This window comes from Metabacillus sp. 22489 (genome assembly GCF_052044855.1).
GTDB lineage: Bacteria > Bacillota > Bacilli > Bacillales > Bacillaceae > Metabacillus > Metabacillus niabensis.
The window spans coordinates 34,955-55,340 of the sequence record NZ_JBQENT010000004.1; the positions used below are offsets into that span (position 1 = coordinate 34,955).

The 20,386-nt window shown below is 35.6% G+C and carries 17 protein-coding genes; 3 read left to right on the forward strand and 14 right to left on the reverse strand.

Annotated features, from left to right (window positions below; translation table 11 throughout):
- Positions 1-161 precede the first annotated feature (161 nt).
- The 10 genes from ACTJJ9_RS03520 to ACTJJ9_RS03565 form a co-directional block, all read right to left on the reverse strand.
- Positions 162-2,924, reverse strand: a complete 2,763-nt coding sequence (locus ACTJJ9_RS03520) for a dynamin family protein (RefSeq protein WP_440768450.1) — start codon at positions 2,922-2,924, stop codon at positions 162-164.
- A 487-nt stretch (positions 2,925-3,411) separates the two neighbouring features.
- On the reverse strand, positions 3,412-3,894 hold the full coding sequence (locus tag ACTJJ9_RS03525) for a hypothetical protein (RefSeq protein ID WP_440768451.1): 483 nt from the start codon (positions 3,892-3,894) through the stop codon (positions 3,412-3,414).
- A 306-nt stretch (positions 3,895-4,200) separates the two neighbouring features.
- On the reverse strand, positions 4,201-5,544 hold the full coding sequence (locus tag ACTJJ9_RS03530) for a GH1 family beta-glucosidase (protein WP_174880332.1): 1,344 nt from the start codon (positions 5,542-5,544) through the stop codon (positions 4,201-4,203).
- 202 nt (positions 5,545-5,746) lie between these two features.
- Entirely contained in the window at positions 5,747-6,760 is a 1,014-nt protein-coding gene (locus ACTJJ9_RS03535; RefSeq protein WP_095298660.1) for a LacI family DNA-binding transcriptional regulator, read from the reverse strand.
- Positions 6,761-7,284: 524 nt separating this feature from the next.
- A complete protein-coding gene (locus ACTJJ9_RS03540) occupies positions 7,285-8,127 on the reverse strand; it encodes a carbohydrate ABC transporter permease (protein WP_095298657.1) in 843 nt (280 codons plus the stop codon).
- Positions 8,124-9,098, reverse strand: coding sequence for a carbohydrate ABC transporter permease (locus ACTJJ9_RS03545; RefSeq protein WP_095298656.1), 975 nt, complete (start codon positions 9,096-9,098; stop codon positions 8,124-8,126). The genes ACTJJ9_RS03540 and ACTJJ9_RS03545 overlap by 4 nt, the downstream gene beginning before the upstream one ends.
- Positions 9,099-9,168: 70 nt before the next feature.
- Positions 9,169-10,467 carry an ABC transporter substrate-binding protein gene (locus tag ACTJJ9_RS03550; RefSeq protein ID WP_440768452.1) on the reverse strand — a complete coding sequence of 433 codons (1,299 nt, stop codon included), beginning with the start codon at positions 10,465-10,467 and terminating at the stop codon, positions 9,169-9,171.
- Between the two features lie 483 nt (positions 10,468-10,950).
- Entirely contained in the window at positions 10,951-11,355 is a 405-nt protein-coding gene (locus ACTJJ9_RS03555; protein ID WP_145583927.1) for a DUF350 domain-containing protein, read from the reverse strand.
- 4 nt (positions 11,356-11,359) lie between these two features.
- Complete coding sequence (locus ACTJJ9_RS03560; RefSeq protein ID WP_440768453.1) at positions 11,360-12,622, reverse strand: glutathionylspermidine synthase family protein; 1,263 nt, start codon at positions 12,620-12,622, stop codon at positions 11,360-11,362.
- A complete protein-coding gene (locus tag ACTJJ9_RS03565) occupies positions 12,622-12,939 on the reverse strand; it encodes a hypothetical protein (RefSeq protein WP_095298649.1) in 318 nt (105 codons plus the stop codon). Before ACTJJ9_RS03565 ends, ACTJJ9_RS03560 begins: the two co-directional genes overlap by 1 nt.
- Before the next feature lie 452 nt (positions 12,940-13,391).
- Between ACTJJ9_RS03565 and ACTJJ9_RS03570 the strand changes: the two genes are divergently transcribed.
- From ACTJJ9_RS03570 to ACTJJ9_RS03580, 3 genes are all read left to right on the forward strand, one after another.
- Positions 13,392-13,832 (forward strand): hypothetical protein, encoded by a 441-nt coding sequence (locus ACTJJ9_RS03570; RefSeq protein ID WP_095298645.1) that lies wholly within the window; start codon positions 13,392-13,394, stop codon positions 13,830-13,832.
- 5 nt (positions 13,833-13,837) lie between these two features.
- Complete coding sequence (locus ACTJJ9_RS03575) at positions 13,838-14,632, forward strand: lysostaphin resistance A-like protein (RefSeq protein ID WP_440768454.1); 795 nt, start codon at positions 13,838-13,840, stop codon at positions 14,630-14,632.
- 177 nt (positions 14,633-14,809) lie between these two features.
- Positions 14,810-15,673 (forward strand): DUF2268 domain-containing protein, encoded by an 864-nt coding sequence (locus ACTJJ9_RS03580; protein WP_440768455.1) that lies wholly within the window; start codon positions 14,810-14,812, stop codon positions 15,671-15,673.
- Between the two features lie 40 nt (positions 15,674-15,713).
- On the opposite strand, the gene ACTJJ9_RS03585 is transcribed toward ACTJJ9_RS03580, so the two are convergent.
- The 4 genes from ACTJJ9_RS03585 to ACTJJ9_RS03600 form a co-directional block, all read right to left on the reverse strand.
- On the reverse strand, positions 15,714-16,481 hold the full coding sequence (locus ACTJJ9_RS03585; protein WP_440768456.1) for a MerR family transcriptional regulator: 768 nt from the start codon (positions 16,479-16,481) through the stop codon (positions 15,714-15,716).
- Between the two features lie 407 nt (positions 16,482-16,888).
- On the reverse strand, positions 16,889-17,800 hold the full coding sequence (locus ACTJJ9_RS03590) for an AraC family transcriptional regulator (protein WP_095298637.1): 912 nt from the start codon (positions 17,798-17,800) through the stop codon (positions 16,889-16,891).
- A gap of 98 nt (positions 17,801-17,898) precedes the next feature.
- Positions 17,899-18,897 carry a Gfo/Idh/MocA family protein gene (locus tag ACTJJ9_RS03595; RefSeq protein WP_440768457.1) on the reverse strand — a complete coding sequence of 333 codons (999 nt, stop codon included), beginning with the start codon at positions 18,895-18,897 and terminating at the stop codon, positions 17,899-17,901.
- A gap of 97 nt (positions 18,898-18,994) precedes the next feature.
- Entirely contained in the window at positions 18,995-20,380 is a 1,386-nt protein-coding gene (locus ACTJJ9_RS03600) for a sulfatase family protein (RefSeq protein ID WP_440768458.1), read from the reverse strand.
- Between the last annotated feature and the right edge of the window lie 6 nt (positions 20,381-20,386).

The window sequence follows — 20,386 nt, forward strand, 5'->3', positions numbered from 1 at the left end:
ATTCCTTAAATATTGAAAATAGAATTAATTAATCTTTAGCTTTAACTCTTTTCTAACATTTTGTTGTTTTTAATTCAAAGATCGCCTCCCCCTTTAAAATCGAAAAATCGAATTAAAAAAAGGACTGGTCTATAACGACCAGCCCCTTCCATCATATTTCATTACAAACTTCTACTATAATCCTTTTTCGCTTGGAGCATAAACTCCTGTTGCAATAAATTCACTTCAAAAAGCTTTAACGGATCGTAAAAGAATTGTGGGGAAACCTTCATTTCATTTAATTCATGTTTTCCATTAGCAATCTCTGCTTCGATTTCCTTAATGACATCGTCTACTTCTTGAATTGGTTCCCGGAAAAATGAAGCAATATCTTGATTTATTCCTTTTTCAAATAATGAAAATGGTAAAAATACTTTATTTGTAATCGAATCTATGACATCTTCATATGTTTCATGCTCAACATATTTTCGATATTGGTTTACTAGCATCGCTTTGTTTTGGTTGATAGCACCGAAAAGCTTTCCTGCGCCTTTTAAAAGCATTTGTGCAGGTGTTTTCTTAAGAAGAATGTTTTCTTTTTCATACATGATACGACCTGTCATCCGATTAATATCACGACGCCAATCTTCCAATATCGCAAATTTACAATCTAATTTTAGCTTATCGATTTGATAAATTTCATTAAAGCTTTCTTTCATGTCAATTAAATAAGATTGACTATTAAGCAATTCATCATGTGAGCCCTTTACCCAATTTTCGAACTTATCACACATGCTTGGAAGGAATATTCCCTCAAAGTATTCCTTAAGAGTCGCATTCATATGATCATTCAGCGTGATATGAATTCGTTTAAAGTCACTTTCTTCCTTAATTAAATCAGCAGCTTCTTTTAATAATTTTGGTATCGTCTCTTTAAGCTCTTCTTTGCCTTCGTCAATTAATGCCCGATAAGAGTTAGCAATAGCCTGTGCTTTTTCCTGCTGGATGTCTGAAAGTCTATTTGTAAATCCTTTTAATCTTCCTAATAATTCTTCATTCCATTGAATCAAATCTATTAAACCTTTTTCCATATCAACTCGTTTTTGCAATAAGTCTGCCAATAAATTGCGGACAAGTGTTTGTACTTTTGCTGCCCGGGTCACTTGCTTTTGTTTAACATCATATGGAAAATGTGTTGTTAGGTAGCTATTCAACCTAGTAAATTGCTCTCCAAATGGGTGAAGTGATGTATATGGTAACACATCTGCATCCGGATAAATGCTAGCAATAGTCGCTTTTATTTCTGCCATACGCTGTTGTGTATCGGCATCACTAGGAATTAAATCAGCTTTATTTAAAATAAAATGCACTTTAAGTTCTGGAGCAAAGTTTTTCACTTGGCTTAAGAAATCGACTTCTCTCTCAGATAATGAAGTCGCACTGTCGATGACATAAAGCAGCCCATCAACTAAAAGCAATTGATCTAACAAGAGCTTTCGTGACTCACTATCGATATTAATCGGCGGAGTATCAATGATTGCACATTGCTGCTCATGTAATAAAATACAAGGACGTTTCACTTGGAACAGCTCGTTTTTTTGGCTGTTCATAAAGTTTTGTAAATATTGGCTATTTTGAATGTCTTGTTCATCTGTTCCTGTAATTCGTTTCATTTGGAGCTCATCACCGTCTTGAAGAATAACGAATGATGTTGTACTCCCCTTGAACAGCTGTTCTCCTAATAATGAATGGATAAACGTTGTTTTTCCGCTTCCAGCTTTTCCTGCAAGTAAGAAATGATTCTTTAATTGTGGATGAATAAGCTCCTCAAGCCACCAGCGAAGCTTATAATCAACCTCAATCGCATGCTTTTCTGCCCATTCACAAATCGTGTCAAATAAAGTGATCGCCTTCTCTAGCCCGCTCTCATTATTTTCCGCATCAAAAATAATTCCCTCTGCTTTATACACTGCATCTGGAAGCACAGTCCCAGGAAATAATTCATTCCACGCTAAAACTGTTGCTGATGGGAATAACCCATTTTCAGGCTTTGATAGTGTTAACCAATTAGCGATTAAATTCGGAATCACATCATGTAATTCATTTAAGTAATAATCACCTTTTGTTAATTCAATAAACGTATTTTCAAAGAGTTCGACCATTTCATCCCATTGAAATTCCTCGATATCTACCTTCACAGAATAGAACAAATCATTCACAGTTCGTAACCAAATTAAATAGAAATCAGTATTTTGATAACTGTTCCACAACGCAGTTACGAATTGGACGAATGAGTGTTTATCAACCTCATAAAAGGTTAGAAGTGCTTCTGCAAAGAACTCGGGCTGGAACTGCTTCGTATCCCCAGCCTTTACATATGTAATCAGAACCGAAAACCACTCTTCCCTCTCAGTCCGAACGGATTCCTTCACAGCAAGTGTGACTGCATTCTCCACGTCATGTCTTTCCTCATAAAAGCTCCGCGCAATCTTCGTAAGCTGAGGATAATCTGGGTCTAGCAAAATAGCATTTTTTATCGTTTCATATGCATTCTCATATTTATCGATTTCTTGATAAAGGGTAAACAATTTTAGAGCAACCTCTATTTTCAATGGTACATCATCAGTTGCAATCGCTAGATATTTTTCTTCTGCCGCCGAAAGCAGGCCTAATCGATAATAAGCATCCCCGATGTTCTTGTCAGCCCATGGCTTTAGTTCATTATCAATATTTTCCCACTTAAATATTGCTGCTTCATAATCTTGATATTGGTAATAAATTTCCCCTTGAGCATATCGAATAAAGGATAGATCAAAGCTATCCTCTTTATTTTGTTCCGTAAAATATACTTGACCTAACAGCTGAGCAGTTGGTACTCCTTGCTCTACATCTGTTAAAAACGTCTCATAAAAGGTTTTATCGATGAGTTGTTTTGTGTTTGTCATGGAATTCCTCCTGCAAATATATAAATAATAGCCTGTTTTCCAAAGCCCAAAATCATTCTTTATTCTAAAATATTGTTGTTTTTATAAACAATGTTAAGGGTGATTGGAGCTTTAGTGGCGATTTTTATGCTTAGATGTGTGGAATAGGTGAGACCCCACAGGTGTTTATACGGAGATGTACATCACCCCGGGGAAAGCGAGCACTGAAGCGAAAATCAACCAAAACGACTACGAATAAAAAGCAACAAAGTTTACAAAAACAGCCAAAATCAAAAGAAGGTGCTCTTTGGTTTATTTTAACAGAAATACGAGTTGTATTTTCATCTATTTCCTTAAAATTTAATTGCTATATTTTGTAGTATCCTCGAATATCTTATTTAAAAATAGAGTATTTTAGACTAATTTCAGTATTATACGCTTTATCATTAATAATAAAAATAAAAAAACCAATTCCTTCATACACAATTCGTTAAAGGTACTGGTTTTTTTAGGGTGATTTAGCTTTTTTATTTTTATTTATACGATTTAAAATACTCCAAATAATAAAGCCGATAATTAATCCTGGCACGAGTGAAAGCATGGGGAGAAAAACCGGCCCTAAGCTAACGCCATTTATTTTAAATTTAGGTGAATACATAAGTCCGACTGTAATAAAATATGCCCCAAAAACGAACGGAAAAAACGAATATGGCGAGGCTTCCCCTTCCGCATCTTTAAATGCATCCCACATCGCAAACATATATAAACAAGGATAAAACATCAGCCATTGGAAATTTACAACTTGAAAAGCACGCTCCATATCCCCTAAGAAACTGGCCATAATCGCTAAATTAAAGTTGCCATTCACATTAACAATAAATTCTAAAATTACAAAAAGGAAACCTTTTGCATACTTTCCATTTAATATTTGTGCAAAACCTGGTAATGCTATACTCCAAAAAATCGCCTCAATTTTACTTGTCATAGTCATTGCTTCCTATTCTTTCGTATTTCTTTTATGAATGTAACATCCCTTTCTATTTTCTCTCAGGCACTGTTTTCTTATTATTTACAATCACTTCCAATTCCATTCTAATAAAATAAAAATTGCTTCTTGACAGGAAATTCAATATAAAAAAATCACGCCTATTGAGACGTGATTTTGCTTTTTAGTGTTAATACAAAATATAAAATGGAGATATTTTAAGCGTGCTTCCCGAATAATTAACATTGCCTTCAGTTATAATAAGAGCAATATCCTTTAATAGAATACATTGGGGACTGTCCCCAATTTGATTTACATATCAAACCAGCCGTTACTTATCATATGCTTGTACCAGTAATAGCTATCTTTTTTCGTTCTTTCTAATGTATTAAAGTCAACGTGGATAATGCCAAATCGTTTGTCATACCCTTCAGCCCATTCAAAATTGTCCATTAATGACCATGTTAAGTAGCCTTTAACATTGACTCCAGCATCAATGCTTCTCTTTAATGATGTTAAATGCTGTTTTAAGTAGTCAATTCTCTTCGTGTCCTTCACCCGACCATTTTCGACCCCGTCATTATAACAAGCTCCATTTTCAGTAATATAAATTGGAATCGCTCCATATTGATCTTTCACCTTTGTTAATGCTTTATAAAATCCTTCAGGGTAAATATTCCAATTGAAATCTGTTTTTTCAAACCCGATATCAATTCTTTCAAGGTCAAAAAGATCTTCTCCTTCTTTATAGCGTCCAACAAACCCTGTATAAAAATTAATTCCTAAAAAGTCGATTGGCTGATGAATCGTCTCCATATCGCCATCTTCAATTGTTAATACCGCACCTTTTTTCTTGAACCAATCGACCATAAACTCTGGATAGCTCCCTTTAAATACCGGGTCCATAAACCATTCAATAAAATATGCAAGTGCTCGGTTACATGCATCAATATCTTCCTGTTTTGAACTGAATGGCTCATACCATTCCATATTTGGTGCATATCCAATTTCACCTTCCACATCTAATTTTCGAAAGCGTGCGACTGCTTTACCATGCGCAAGAAGGAGATGATGTGAAATAGTCAAAGCTAATTGTAAGTCTTTATTTCCCGGGGCATGTGCGCCTATATAGTTTGATAAAAAGGAAACACACCATGGTTCATTTAAAGTAATCCATTTTTTTATTTTTCCATTAAACTGCTGAAACATGAACTCTGCATATTCTGCAAATGCCTCAATTGTTTCACGATTAGCCCAGCCACCTGTATCTTGAAGAGCCTGTGGAAGATCCCAATGATATAACGTACACATTGGCTCGATGCCATTTTCGATTAATGCATCAACGAAATCATGATAATATTGCAACCCTTTTTCATTGACCTCCCCTGTTCCAGCTGGAAAAACTCGTGGCCAGGATATTGAGAATCGATAAATATCAATTCCGAGTTCCTTCATTAATTGGATATCCTCATGATAGCGATGATAGCTATCACACGCTACATCACCATTATCCCCATTTAATACTTTTCCTGGAGTATGTGAAAAGGTATCCCAAATCGATAACCCTCTTCCATCTTCCTTTGCCGCACCCTCAATTTGGTATGCAGCTGTTGCCGCTCCCCATCTCATCTCTTTTGGAAATTTTATAATTGCCATCATAATCCCCCACTAATTCTGTCTGTTATCACAACGTCGTTTCTCTATTTTTAAGATTGTTTTCGTAAACTATGTTGCTTTATATGAGTTGTCGTTTTGGTTGATTCCCACAACAGTCACTCTTACATTTTCTATCAATTTTCCATAGTGTAGCTTAAGAAGCATTATTTTAAAAAAGAGCCTTTTTTTAATCAAATCAATTTTATTTACTACCACATGATTCTCTTATGATTAACTCTGAGTCAATAAACACTGGACTTAATTGTGATTTTCCGTTAATTAAATCATTTAGCATATTTGCTGCTAATCGACCGAGGCGATCTTTATCCTGTTTAATCGTCGTAAGCTGTGGTGCGCTATATCGGCAAGCATCAATATCATCACAGCCTATAACTCTTATATCCTGTGGGACACGCATTCCACTTTCCTTAATTGCACGAATCGCTCCAAATGCCATCATATCTGATGCTGCAAAAATTGCTTCCGGATATGTTTTCGATTGAAGGATTCGTTTCATTGCTTCATAGCCGCTTTCTTCATGAAAATCTCCATATTGTACCCAGTCTTTATTAATTTCAAGCCCAAGTGAATTCATTGCTTGAAGATATCCTTGCTCGCGATAGATTGCAATCGCAGAATCTTGTTTGCCACCTATATAGCCAATATCTCTTATCGCATGAAGATAAAGATGCTGAACCACCTTACTTGATAGTGTAATATTATCTGTCATGACATAGCTTGACATTGGCCCATGAAGCTTTAAGTCGATCCCTATACAAGGAATGTCTGTTTCATCTAATTCATAGATAGCATCCTCTATTTCCTCACCAGCGATAATCAAACATCCGTCAACATGAAAATGCCTGCATCTTGCCAAATAGCTCCCATTATCCTGATAAAACCGTTCATTTGAAAACATGATAATATCGTAACCTAATTTTCCAATCGTCTTTTTAAATGAAGTCACAACCTCATTAAAAAATGGATGGGTAAAATCTACATTTACCTTGCCGGCATATATTAATCCAATCAAATTTGACTTTTTTGTAGCAAGTGCTTTCGCAGAAAAGGTCGGCTGGTACCCGGTTTCACCGATTATATCCATTACCTTTTTCTTTGTTTTCTCACTTATGCCACTATAGTTATTAATAATTTTTGAAACCGTTGCTGGGGATACACCCGCCATTTTTGCTATATCTTTTATTGTTAAATTCATTGTGATCCCTTCTATGCCTTCGTAATAGTTTTTCATTTAAAATTAGATTACTAATAAATCATGGTTCCTTCAATTCTATTTTTGTCATTATCAGGTAAGGAAGTATTCCACCAGTTTATACGTCGCTGTTAGAGGCACTTACGCTTTTCTACCTTGTCTAGCTTCTGAGCCTAGCCCCTCGAGGTCATAAGCCACGAAAGAATTGAAGGTAAAGTACACCTTCATTTCTTTCGCGTCTTATGCTTGTCGGGGCTGACCAGTCGTTTCCGCTTTTCTTCTTGTCTAGCTCCAACTCCTAGCCCCTCGAGGTCATAAGCCACGAAAGAATTGAAGGTAGAGTACACCTTCATTTCTTTCGCGTCTTGCGCTTGTCGGGGCTGACCAGTCGTTTCCGCTTTTCTTCTTGTCTAGCTCCAACTCCTAGCCCCTCGAGGTCATAAGCCACGAAAGAATTGAAGGTAAAGTACACCTTCATTTCTTTCGCGTCTTATGCTTGTCGGGGCTGACCAGTCGTTTCCGCTTTTCTATTTAACTGCACCTTCAGTAATACTTGAGATAAACAATCTGTTAAAGAATAAGAAAATAATAATCAATGGTACAGTTGCCCAGAATACACCAGATAAAATCATACCGAAGTCCACTTTATAACCAGTGCTTAATGATGCCAGTGCAACCTGAATCGTATACATATCTGGGTCTCTGAGAACCGTAAATTGCCATAGGAATTCTCCCCAAACAGCAGTGAAGACGATAATTCCTAAAGTTGCAAAGGCTGGTAGAATAATAGGTAAAACAATGCTGCGATAGATTCTAAAGTTTGAGCAGCCATCAAGCTTAGCGGCTTCGATTAGCTCATCTGGTACAGAGTTGCTAACATATTGACGCATTAAGAAAATCCCTAATGGATTAAGAAATGATAGAACCATAACTCCTTGTAAAGTATCCAATAATCCCGCTTTCGAAATTAAGTAATATTGTGGTATTAACCCCAATTGAGGCGGAATGACAAGCGTTAATAAAATAGAAAGGAAAAGTATGTTTTTCCCCGGAAACTTGAATTTCGCAAACGCAAATCCAGCTAACGAGCTAATTAACAAAACTACTAATGTAACTGTTGTACAAAGTATAATTGTATTCCACATTGCCCCGAAAAAATCTATTTGCTCAAGAACCTTTTGAAAATTTTCTACAAGCAAATTTCCTGGCGTTATCGTAGGAGGAATAGAATTATAAGCGGAACTTGGTCTTGTCGCCATGACAAACATCCAATAAAACGGAAACATCGATAAGACCGCAGATACCGTTAAGAATAAATAGATAAAAATTCGACTTATTGAATTTTTCTTTACTCCGACCTCTTGACTCATAACTTTGCCTCCTTCCGCTTTTTACCCGCACCAGAAGTAAGATACGTATTAACGGCCGAGAAAATAATGATGATAACTAATAAAATCAATGCCGTAGCTGATGCAGTACCGAATGATTGAAGACTAAATGCATCACGATATAAGTACATAACAACTGTCATTGCTTCTTCCCTTGAGAATGCATTCGCTCCTAAGAATACTGTTGGTTCAGCAAATAGTTGTAGTGCTCCAACAGTTGAAAAGAACACATTTAAAACAATAAATGGTTTTAACAGCGGCATCGTAATATGGATGAGCTGTTGAAATTTATTTGCCCCATCAATTGTTGCAGCCTCATATAAATCATTTGAAATACTTTGTATTCCCGCTAAATAGATAATCGTGTTATAACCAACCCATCTCCAAAATACCATGATTGAGATGGCAATCTTTGTTCCCCACTCAGATGCTTGCCAGCTAACAGGTTCAAAGCCGAATAAGCCAATCACATAGTTCGCTATTGAAGATTCACTATTACTAAATAACACGCTAAAGATAAGGGCTACAGCAACCATTGACGTGATATAAGGCATGAAGATCGTTACTCTGAAGAAATTTCGAAACTTGAGGAACGATAAATTTAATAAGTAGGCTAAAATAATCCCTACAACTAATTGAGGAGCAGTACCCATTAAACCAATAATTATTGTGTTATAAATTGATTTCCAAAATAATGGATCGGTTAAAACAACAACAAAGTTATCAAGTCCTACAAATTCCATTGGCGCTAGACCATTCCACTTTTGGAAGGCTAAATAAATACTGAATAAAGCTGGATAAAGTCCTACAATAGCAAATATGATAAAGAATGGCGCTATATATAGATACCCAGATATCATATCTTTCTTTTCTTCAGAAAGTTGTTTTTTCTGTTTCGTATTTTTCACGGATGCAAGATTTTGTTTAACTTCCTTTTCCTTTATTGAGTTCATTTTCACTCCCCGTTCCTTTTTCAAAAGTAGGGTATGGAATCACCAAGGAACCCATACCCCAAGAGTTTAATTATCTACTTAATAAATCTTTTGCTTTCTTAATGCCAGCTTCCCATTCTTTTTCTGGGTCTTTACCAGTTTGAACATTCAGTAACCCATTTGTAATTGCTTCATGAACTGGGAAGTATTTCTCACCTTTGAAAGGTAATCCTTGGATATCTTGTGCTGCTTTTGCAAACACAACAGATGAAACTTGTCCTCCAAAGAATTCATCTTCCATTGATTTGAATTCTTCCATATCATAGACTTCAACCGCAGATGGGAATAATCCAGCATCTTGGAATGATTTTAATTGTTGTTCAGGTGCTACTAACCATTCAATGAAGTCATATGCTTCCTGTGCATGCTCAGTTTCTTTTGGTATAGAAAGGTAAGAACCTCCCCAGTTTGCTGCGAATTCTTCAGGTAAGTTTGCTACTCTGAACTTTCCTGATGCTTCAGGAGCATTGTCTTTTAACCAACCTTTAAACCAACCAGCACCCAACGCCACCGCAAAGTCACCGTTTTTCACACCGTTGCTCCATTCAGGAGACCACATTTCAGCTGGTCCAACATAGCCTTTTTCCCATAATTCAGCAGCAAAATCATAAGCCTTTTTCACTTCGCTGCCTTCTTTATCAGCGATAAGTTCACCTTCTGGGTTCAAGTATGCTTCTTCAGCAGTATCCAAATATGCACGATATGCCATTTCAATTGTGTCGACAAATGGTTTTCCAGTTTTCTCTTTTACTGTTTTCGCTGCTTCAACAAATGCTTCTGGTGAACTAATTAGCTTTTCAACTTCTTCTGGTTCAGTTGGTAAACCTGCTGCTTCAAAAACATCTGTACGATAGTATAATGCTTTAGGACCAATATCTGTTGGAAGACCGATTAAGAAGTCACCATCAAGGTTTGCTCCACCATCCCATTTCCATTCAAGGTATTTGTCTTGGACATCTTTCGCACCTAAGTCATATAAGTTATTGAAACGGTCTTGCGCCGCTTTGAAACGATCTAATTGGTCTAGCTCTAAAAGCGCAATATCAGGAGCACCACTTCCTGCTGATAATGCCGTAAATAATGCATCATGATGATCGGCTGTTTCAGAAGTTTTGAATTTAATTTTTATGTTAGGATGTTCTTTTTCATATTCCTCAATTAGCTTGTCATAGCCTGTTGCCCCGAATGACCAGAAGTTTAACTCAATTTGCTCATCAGAGCCTTTGCCACCGCTTCCAGAGCCACTGCTTTCTTTGTTGTTACATGCTGCAAGTGCAAAAGCAAGCACTACTACCAATCCCAATGATAACCACTTTTTTATCCTTTTCATTTTTTCTCCCCCTTATGTTTTCAAAGTAATCCGAATGAATCCTTGACCGCATGCTTAATTTGCTAAAGTAGCACCCCCATAAATGAAATTAAGTTTTGTAGAAATATAATCTCAAGTTATGAATCTATAAACGATTACGGAAATCGGTTTCCATTTACGATGGAAGTTTCCACTCTAAAATGGAAGGGTAACCGTTTTCAATACAAATTATATCCTCGTATTTCAGAAAAATCAACCAGTATTTACAAAAATAAATAAACCGGTTTCGTAAACATCGACTAAATTCGTGATTTTTCACGTTATTGAACTGTTTTCTCCACAGAAAAAAAGGATGACTCAAAAGCAAAGTTCAGACCCCTCAAACAATATATATAGACTAATGATGTGGTTAGTTTACTATATATTAGTGTTTGTTAGAGGGGGCAGACCCTTTTGAGTCACCCTTCATATCCACTCATATTCTATGAAATTATTAGAAATAAATTAATACGTAAGTGATGCAGCAATAACTAATCCAATCGCAATTGAGAGGAACAGAAGGAATAATCCAACTGCTTGATTGTCCTCATCGATCGCTTTCGTAATATTAAACTTCGGAGTTAATAATTCCGCTAAATAAAATAAGACAATTTGAATAACGATCGCAATGGCGCCCCAGATAACCATATCATAGAGATTTATAGAATTGGAAATGGATGAATATAGAACGATTGCTAGACCTAAAATTCTTCCACCAAAAGCATATACTGCTGCTTTATTTCCATTTTTAATCAATTCAAACTCTTTGTTTTTCGTCGTAACCTCAAATAAAATGATACCAATGAATAATAGCAAACATGCTAAGCCAATATACGAAATCGTCGACAAAAATAAATTTAAAAATGTCATATACTCAGTTCCTTTCCAATTTTAATCCTATTGGTAAAAAATATGCATTATTATCTGTAATTTGCCCGCCTGCTCTTAAACCAATGCCACAAGGCTCACCATTTATTAAGAAACTACCGATTAATATTTTCGCTTCTTCTTTCCCATGTATCGTATATATCTCTTTAGATGGCAAATCAATGTATTCTTGAAAAACGGGTAAGGAAGTTTCATATGTTTTATGAACATCTTCCATTAGCTTCCTATTCCCTTGCAAAATGGACACTGTATCTCCCTCTCGACCAAAGCTCGGTTTTTGTACATATTTCTTACCGTTTTGCAGGAAGGGATCAGGCTCTAGATAGGTCGGCAAAAAATAAGCGGTAATCCACTGTTTTTCTTCATCTGTAAATAGCGGGTGATTCGCTTCCATCATCCCCCAAATCAATGCTTGGATCGCCTTTGATTGTAAAAGAAACGCTGAGATAGGATTTAACATTTGAAGTTTGTTTGAAATCACTAATTCTAATAATTGGAGGCCAATTTTTTCAGTTGCATCTGCTGTCACATCTTCAATTAAATGCTCTAAAGGATATGTTTGCCGATAAAGGACATCAATTCGCTTCCCTTCATCATCATACAATCCTTCATTTCTAATGATCGTTAGCTTATGTAATGGGACATACTTTGCTTTGACATTTGCTACATCCATTAAAAACTTTGTCGTAAACTTGTCTTCCTCATGGTCATCGTGAGATGTAAAGACAATATGTGGTTCTTTTTTTATTTTCGCAACATGAAGAACTTCTGCTAACGCCTTTCGCATTTCTATGCCAAGCTTTGCAACTAAACCGTCATTAGGATCCTCTGCTTGAAAAGCCTGACATAACTTCCCATTGGCATAGAAAACTTCCTTTTCAAATGTTGGTGTATCACTATTTATTTCAAGCAATTTGAAACCATGTTTTGTTTGCACCAAATCAACTCTCGCTATAACTGTTTCTACCGGTAATGCCCGATGACGAATAAATGGTAAGATATCTTTTGGAATATCTAATTGAAGTAATAATTCGTCAGGAACATTTCTTAGCAATTGACCTACCTTAAAAAAAATCCGACCGACTCTTTTCGTTACTAAACGGATTTCCTCAATTTCCGATTTTTCCAATAAAGCAATGTCAAATAACCCATATTCACTATCATGTAAATCATGCCAGAAGGAATCGAGTTTGCTATAAACTTCTTGCCGCTTCCTCCGATGCTCTTCTATCGACACTGACTGCAACATTAGCCACCAAAGCCCCCACTCGATCCAGAACCAAAGCCAGATTTTCCTCCTTTAAAGGAGCTGCTAGTCTTATAGTTTTTATACGAGGAGCTTGATGTTAAGCTGCTTTTAGAGGAATAATATTTTCCGCCATAATAATAGTGTCCATAGTGGGAGGAAGTATCATCATCACATTCCCAAACACCTTCATCTGCTTCCCATTCCCAGTCATCACAATCATTGTCATCTGGAGGTGGTGGTAAATCCTTATCCTGACAACCAGTTGTCATCACTGTAGCAGCAAGTATACCTGAAATTAAAAAATTAGTCTTATTCAATCAATCTGCCTCCTTACCAACACACATTATTGTAACAAGTAGATATGTATGCATAGCCCTTTTAAAGAGATACAAGATTATCCACCGTAAAACGCAGAAGTAATTTCTATCGTTCCTCACCTTTTGGAGCGTTGCGATACTCATCGTAAACGACAAACATAAAAAAAGCTGCGAAAACACTTTGCTTTAGTGACATAGCTAGACACAAACATTTACACTTCAAAAATTCTGCCTCAAAAATCATCATAAACGTAGTATAGTAGAAATATAGTGAAACTTCCATATGTGGATTAGTTTTCCACATATGGTCGATAAGACCTATTATCATCATGAACCCATACGACCTATCATCACTTGTTCGTTTTTACCGTTTTTAATAAAGAGAGATTTACAATAAATAGTTAAGAAGGCCTATCAGAAAGTAAATTATACATATAACCTTGGAGGATATTATGAAAAAAAATTATAAATTAGAGTACCGCTTAAATGATGAGATGAAGGGCTACCCAGCTTTATATCATTACGATTTTACAGACCCATCTGAAATATTCTGTAGACGATTATGTGATTATTTTATAAAAAATAATATCGTCTACCACAAAACATCATCAAGTCTTGAGGATGAATACTATGTTATTTATGTAGAGGAAGAGACTGATGAATATTCATTTTCAGATGCAAAAACGTATTCTCACGTAACATTAGAAGTAAGAGAATACCAAGAATACAAGGAATCACCACTCCTTTATACATATGATTTATATTCCCATGAAGAAGCTTTATCCCTTATTGGCAATGATTATTTATGGATCGATGATAAGGAATACGAAAAAGTATCTGCTGAAATAGATGAAGATCGTTCTACATATGTACTTTATATGACGAGAACATGATGGGAATGTATAAATTTACAGATAAAGCAAATCTTTTATTAGGGCTAGTTTTTTTAGTAGGTATTCTGTGTATCTCCTACTCATTCTTTTGGGGGATAGTTCCACTTTCCCTAATGATGATTTTCATCTATCTTAAAAAAGGGAACCGAAAACTAATTGCGACCGTTTCAGCTTTTTTGATTGGATTTCTCCTTTATAGAGCTGCAGCCTTGTTGCTTACACAATTACTTGATGGTGATGAAGCAAGAATCCTTTTTAATCGAATTTTATTACTGTTCATCATCTTTTGCTTGATGATTAACTCACGATTTTTCAAGCATCGGTTTCACTATTTGCATAAGCCGGATTGGCATGCAACGATTTATTTCCCTTTTATATGGAGTGGCTTTCACAGCCTACAAATAAAGTACTTTCTCATCATGGCAATGCTAATAAATTCCATTGTGTTTATCCCTTTTATTATTAAGCATGATTTTAATACTTTAAAAGGACTTCTATTGTTTGCAATTGGATTTTCACTTATAAATGCGATTCTCGAGGAAATTATTTGGCGAGGGTATTTGCTATCACAGCTTAAAGATAGCGTCGATGATTATTTTGCATTGATTATCACAAGCATCGGCTTTGGCTTGCAGCATATTTCAATCGGCATCCCGTTAATCCCATCTATCCTCTTTTCATTTGGCGGCATTTTCTTCGCGGGTATTGTGATGCGCTCAAAAAGTCTAATTCCTAGTATCATTTGGCATTTTTTAATCAATCTCGGAATGGTATTTAGCGGATTTATCTTTCGTATCTAAATTTGGAGGGTTTTGAGAGGAAAACTCCCTCATTTTAGAAAATGGAAAAACAAAATTACTTTTCAAATGCAATTATAAATAATTATCTTGTTGACATTGACGTTACGTCATAGCCTAGAATTGAAATTGTTCCAAGTGATTTCATAATTTCAATTGAATAATAAGGAGATGATTTTAATGGAAATAATTATACAAGATACATTAGATTTATATAAAGAAATGCTTAATTTGCAAGAAGGGGAGAGAAGTGAATTTTTTAGCGGAGTATTACTAAAACCTTTTAATAGAATGTTTGAAATAATGCACATGCCTAAGACACCTGAAGCAATGGGGTGTATACAACTTTCTGGCCGCGACTCCAAGATGATAGAAATGTTAGAAAAGCTTGAAAAGACTGATGCACGGAATAATGCAAAGAGGACCATTGAAGCTGCAGCAGCTCGCTTTGAAAAAGCATGCATTCCATTACCGGAAAAAGTTGTTGTAGGCATCTTCTTAGGAAACCCAGAATTCTTAGCAATGTTTGAAGGTTACACTGGTATGGGGTCTATACCTGGATATATCTTAATAATGATAGATCCGAACGAAAAAAATCTGCCAAAGCTGAATGCATGTATAGCTCATGAGTTTCATCACAATGTGCTTTTCCATAATGCGGAATGGGATTTTATGACAGATGTAACAGTTGGAAAATACCTTGCTGTTGAAGGCTTAGCTGAAAGCTTTGCAGCTAGTATGTTTGGCGAGGAATATATTGGCCCCTGGGTAACGGGTGTACAAGGAGCGGATTTGGAAACCGCAAGAGGAATAATTTCAAAGTCACTCGACGTCAGAGGCTTTATGGAAGTTCGTAAATATATATATGGAAAGCACCCAATGATGCCCGAGACTCAAGATTTTGGAATGCCTTTCTGTGGAGGCTATGCTGTAGGATACCATGCAGTTCAGGGATATCTTAGAAAGACTGGTATTTCAATAGAAAAGGCTACAATTTTAGATGGCGATGAAATCATGAAGGCATCCGGCTATTTTGAAAATTAAATTAATATAATAAAGCATGCTAATTGTGCAGCATGCTTTATTACAACCTACTAGTTTTACAATAATACATAATTGCCTGATAAACAAATTCACACAAATCTTCATCACTGAATTGGTTGATATAGTTGTTCCATCTGTTATCAAATTTATAGGTATTAGCAATACATTTCAAAATTTCTGTATCACAAGTCATAGTTTGTTCTAGGTAACTTTTCCATTCTACTATTAGTTTCTGTATATCCTTAGAAGAAGGATGTTTATCGATTTGTTCTGCTAATCTTTTAAATACTTTTTCCATATTGTTTGCAAATTCATAATATAAATTTTCTTTTTCCTTATCAGATAGCTTTTCTATATTCTTCTCATACTCTTTGTATTTCTCTGTTTCACCATATATCATTTTGGCTTCACGGCTATATTGTTCTTGAATTGGCAAAATTGACGAGTTATTAAAGATATTCAATTTAAATATATCTTTTCCTGATACATACTCCTCTAATGCACTAATAATTGCACCTAAGCGTTGTTGTTTTGCAAGCAGTGTTTCATAATGCATTTCTAAAATTTGTAGTTGTTCTTGCTTTGATAGCTGCATAATATCGGTTATTTCTTTTAAAGAAATACCCATTTCTTTTAAAAATAAAATCGTCCGAAGGCTTTCCAAATCTTCTCTGCTATATGCTCGATAACCATTATTAGACATGCGAATTGGTTTTAATAAATCTATTTTATCGTAAAAATGTAATGTTCTAGCAGTGACACCTGTTATCCGTACAACATCTTTAACTGTAAAAAAATGCTTTTTCATTTCGAAAATCCTCTAATTCCTTTAGAAAATTTTTTATCTATTATTTTACTTATTTTGTCATTTATATTATACGCTATAATCCTACTCCGCTACAACAGGGTTCGGACTTGTTGTTTCATTTGTAATATTAGTTATTTCTTGAAAACAGTTCTGTAATATCGTTTGTATATTTTATCCAATAAAGATAGTAAATGAATGACCAATGTAAAATTTTGATTGTAAATTGCTATTTAATTTGTCATTTTACTTACACTTTCATATTACATAATAAAAGCAAGTGCGAATTGCCTTGCTTTATTACGTGTTTTTATCGTTGTAGGTACTCCAAAAGAGAACGACCAATGTTTTTTATAAGTCTAGCCCTTTGTAAAATTAATAACCAATTTTACCCCTCTATGTATCGGATCCTATTTAGAATGAACCAGTTTAGTTTCTTTATATTTTCCAGGAGGACATCCTACAACCCTGCGAAATAGCTTACTAAAAAAAGCAGGATCATCATAACCGACCTTTAATGCAACATTTATGACTTTGTCGTTTGATTCGATTAAAAATTGCTTCGCCTTTTCAATTCTTATTTTATGAACCATTTCAACAATTGTGTAGCCTGTTTCCTGCTTAAACAATCTGTTTAGATGGCGTGAGCTTATATTAAATAAATGACAAAGATTTTGAATGGAGATTTTTTGATCATAGTTTCTTGATAAATACCCACATATTCTTTGAATTAAAATCTGACTATCATTCGCGATCATTTGCGACCTTACCGTACGGGAATTTCGTTCATTGTAAATTCTTGATAATAAAATTAGTAATTCAACGAGCTGCAGGCGAATTAACGTTGAGAAGCATGAATTTTCCTTCATACATTCATACATCATCCCCTCTAGTAAGTGTAAAAACCGAATTGAATAATTCCCATCTAGATTTAACAAATGATGAAACCTCTCGTTCTTATCTAAAAAGGGATGAATATAAAAATAGTCCATTGATTGGGAGACACCTAATTCCTTTAACAAGGAATCTTTAATAATTGAAGGGAGAAATAAACAATTTATGATTTCGATCGTTTGGTTCTTCTCAATTTGAAAAGTGTGTACTTCTCCTGGATTAATGATAAATACATCATTCGTTTTAATTGTATAAGATTGGCCTTCAAATATGTGATTTGCATGACCTTTCACAACATAAACCAATTCGACGAACTCATGTGAATGTTCAGGTGGAAGATTTGAAGAATCGTGATGAAATCGTTGAATCCAAAATGGAAATTCTTTTGTTTTCATATAATCACTACAATGATACTTTGTTGTCTCCATTTCCTTTCCTCCCCTAGATAAAAGATAGATACGTAAAGCTTCTCTAGGAATTCAAACATTCATACCATCTACTTGTAAGGGTTTACATTTTTACCTATTCATTTTGTCACCTCAATTACTGCCCCATTCTCCATTTGAGAACGGATTGCTGCTTCAATCACAGTCTGCGCTGCCAAGGCATCGATACCTGAACCTGAAATTTGCTCTGGTGGGACGGAATGTAAAATTTCATTAATAAACGTATCAATTCGGTTTTTAAACGTTTCATTGAACCCGTTCATCCCAGTTAAAACTGAGTTTCGAACAACCTTAATTTCAGAGCTTTTATGTGGATAAAACGTAAGATTTTCATAAACATTATCAATAACGAACCTTCCTTTGTTTCCTGCAACCTCACAATATTCAATTGGATGATTGTTATCCATATCATAGCTACCTGTTAAATGACCAACAGCTCCGGACTCGAATTCTAAATTAATCGACGCTGTTGACCATACCGTTCGTCCAGGTGCCTTCGTCATAAAAGCTTGAACACGGCGAATATCTCCTGCAAAATACCTCATTACATCGATTGAATGCGGATGAAGGGCTCTTAAGTGAATCCATGGACTTGATTCATTTGGGTTTCCTATCGTTAACTTCATATTGACGAAAAGCAATGTTCCGACCTGACTGCTATCGACTAAGTTCTTCGCGTGATAAGCGATCGGGACAAAGCGGTGGTTTAGATTACAGGCTAGCCTGACATGATTATTCCGGGCAAAATCGACCATTTCCCGCGCTTCTTGTAAGCTATTTGACAACGGCTTCTCAACTAATACATTTAAACCTGCTTCAATCGCTGTCATCGTTGGTTCGTAGTGATGGGATCCATTTTCCTTACCGCCTGTCGCGATGCTAATTATGTCAATTTGTTCATTCGCTATCATTGTTTTTAAATCTGTATAAGCGTTCACTTTAAACTCGTTTGCCACTGTTTTTACTAAAGATTCATTTAAATCACAGACTGCTACTAATTGGACATCTTTGTGCTCTTGATAATAACGACAATGAATTTTCCCGATATGATTCACACCGACAACCACTGCTTTTAACAATTTCATCACCTCTTTATTAGACGAAATGCTTCGGATTTAAGAAATCACCGAAGCATTTAAGTTTAGATTACTTTCTATTTATTCTGCAGATCCTAGCTTATTCCTTTTCTTGAAGTTGCTGTGCAGTATGAATTGATCCTATATACATCGAATCATATGCTTCCTGTGATGACCTAAATGGTCCACGTTCAAGACCGTGCCAATGCAAATTCGTATACATTGGATTTACTCTTCCTGTTTCGCGTTCACGTTTGGCGATATAAGCATCCATTCTACCTAATAATAAATTAACAATTTGTGGTTCACTATCTGCAAGATTATTTAATTCCTCCGGATCCTTTATTAAATTGTACAATTCAATTTCAGGTTTAAAATGAAAATCCGGCTCAAGTGCTCGAATTAGTTTCCACTCAGGAGTACGCCAGCCATGCTTTCTCATCCATGTGCATTCGGTAATATAAAAATCTGATTCCTGCTGAAATTCTTGAGGCTTTCCTGCTATGAGCGGCATAAGATTTCGACCATCAAAGGATATATTTGCTTTAATTTCAAGAAGCTCTAATATCGTCGGCATTATATCCTTTATTAATGTAATGTCAGAAATTCTTTTCCCTTTAGGCAATTTATTAGGATATTTGATTATCAATGGAACAACTAAATTATGCTCATATAAACTATGATGATCATACCAGCATTGATGTTCATTTAATGTTTCTCCATGATCAGAGGTAATGACGATAATAGTTTCGTCCTCAATACCGAGTGATTTCACAGCTGTTAATACATTTTGTATACATGCATCCATATAAGCAATTGCCCCATCATATTGGGCATCGACATACTCAGAATCTGTACAGCCTTCCGGAATCCATGATGTTAAAAAGTCAGCAAATGGTTTAAATTTTTTCATCTCATTTAATGATTCATTTGCTGGATCGCACTCATCACCGCCATAGAAGATTCTCTCATATGGCTTAGGAGGTAAATATGGTGAATGTGGATCCATATGTCTTAAAAATAAGAAAAATGGTTTTTCTTCCTCAGCAAGTCGTTTTAATTCAGGAATTGTTACCTCATTTAAATTTTCGGCTTTTGGACAACACCCTGTTTCATCAGGCTGCCACGCTTCATAATCTAAATATTGTTGAAAGCCTCGTGATGAAGGATTTCCTGTAAAGCCTACACAAGTTGTATTGTATCCATGTTCACCGAGGAGCTCTGGGAGTGTTTTTACATGTTCTCCTAACGGTCCGTTATGTCGAAGTGCGACAACATCTGTCCCAAAGCAGTCCATCCCTGTTAGCATCGAAGCATATCCCGGTGTCGTCGGTATGCTTGGGCTGAAATGATTTTCAAAAAGAACTCCCTCTTCAGCAAATTTATCAATATGTGGTGTCGTTAAGCGGCTATACCCATAAGAGCTCATCCGATCTCTTCTTAAACTATCAATTCCAAAAAGAATGACATTCGGTTTTTTCGTCATCATTTA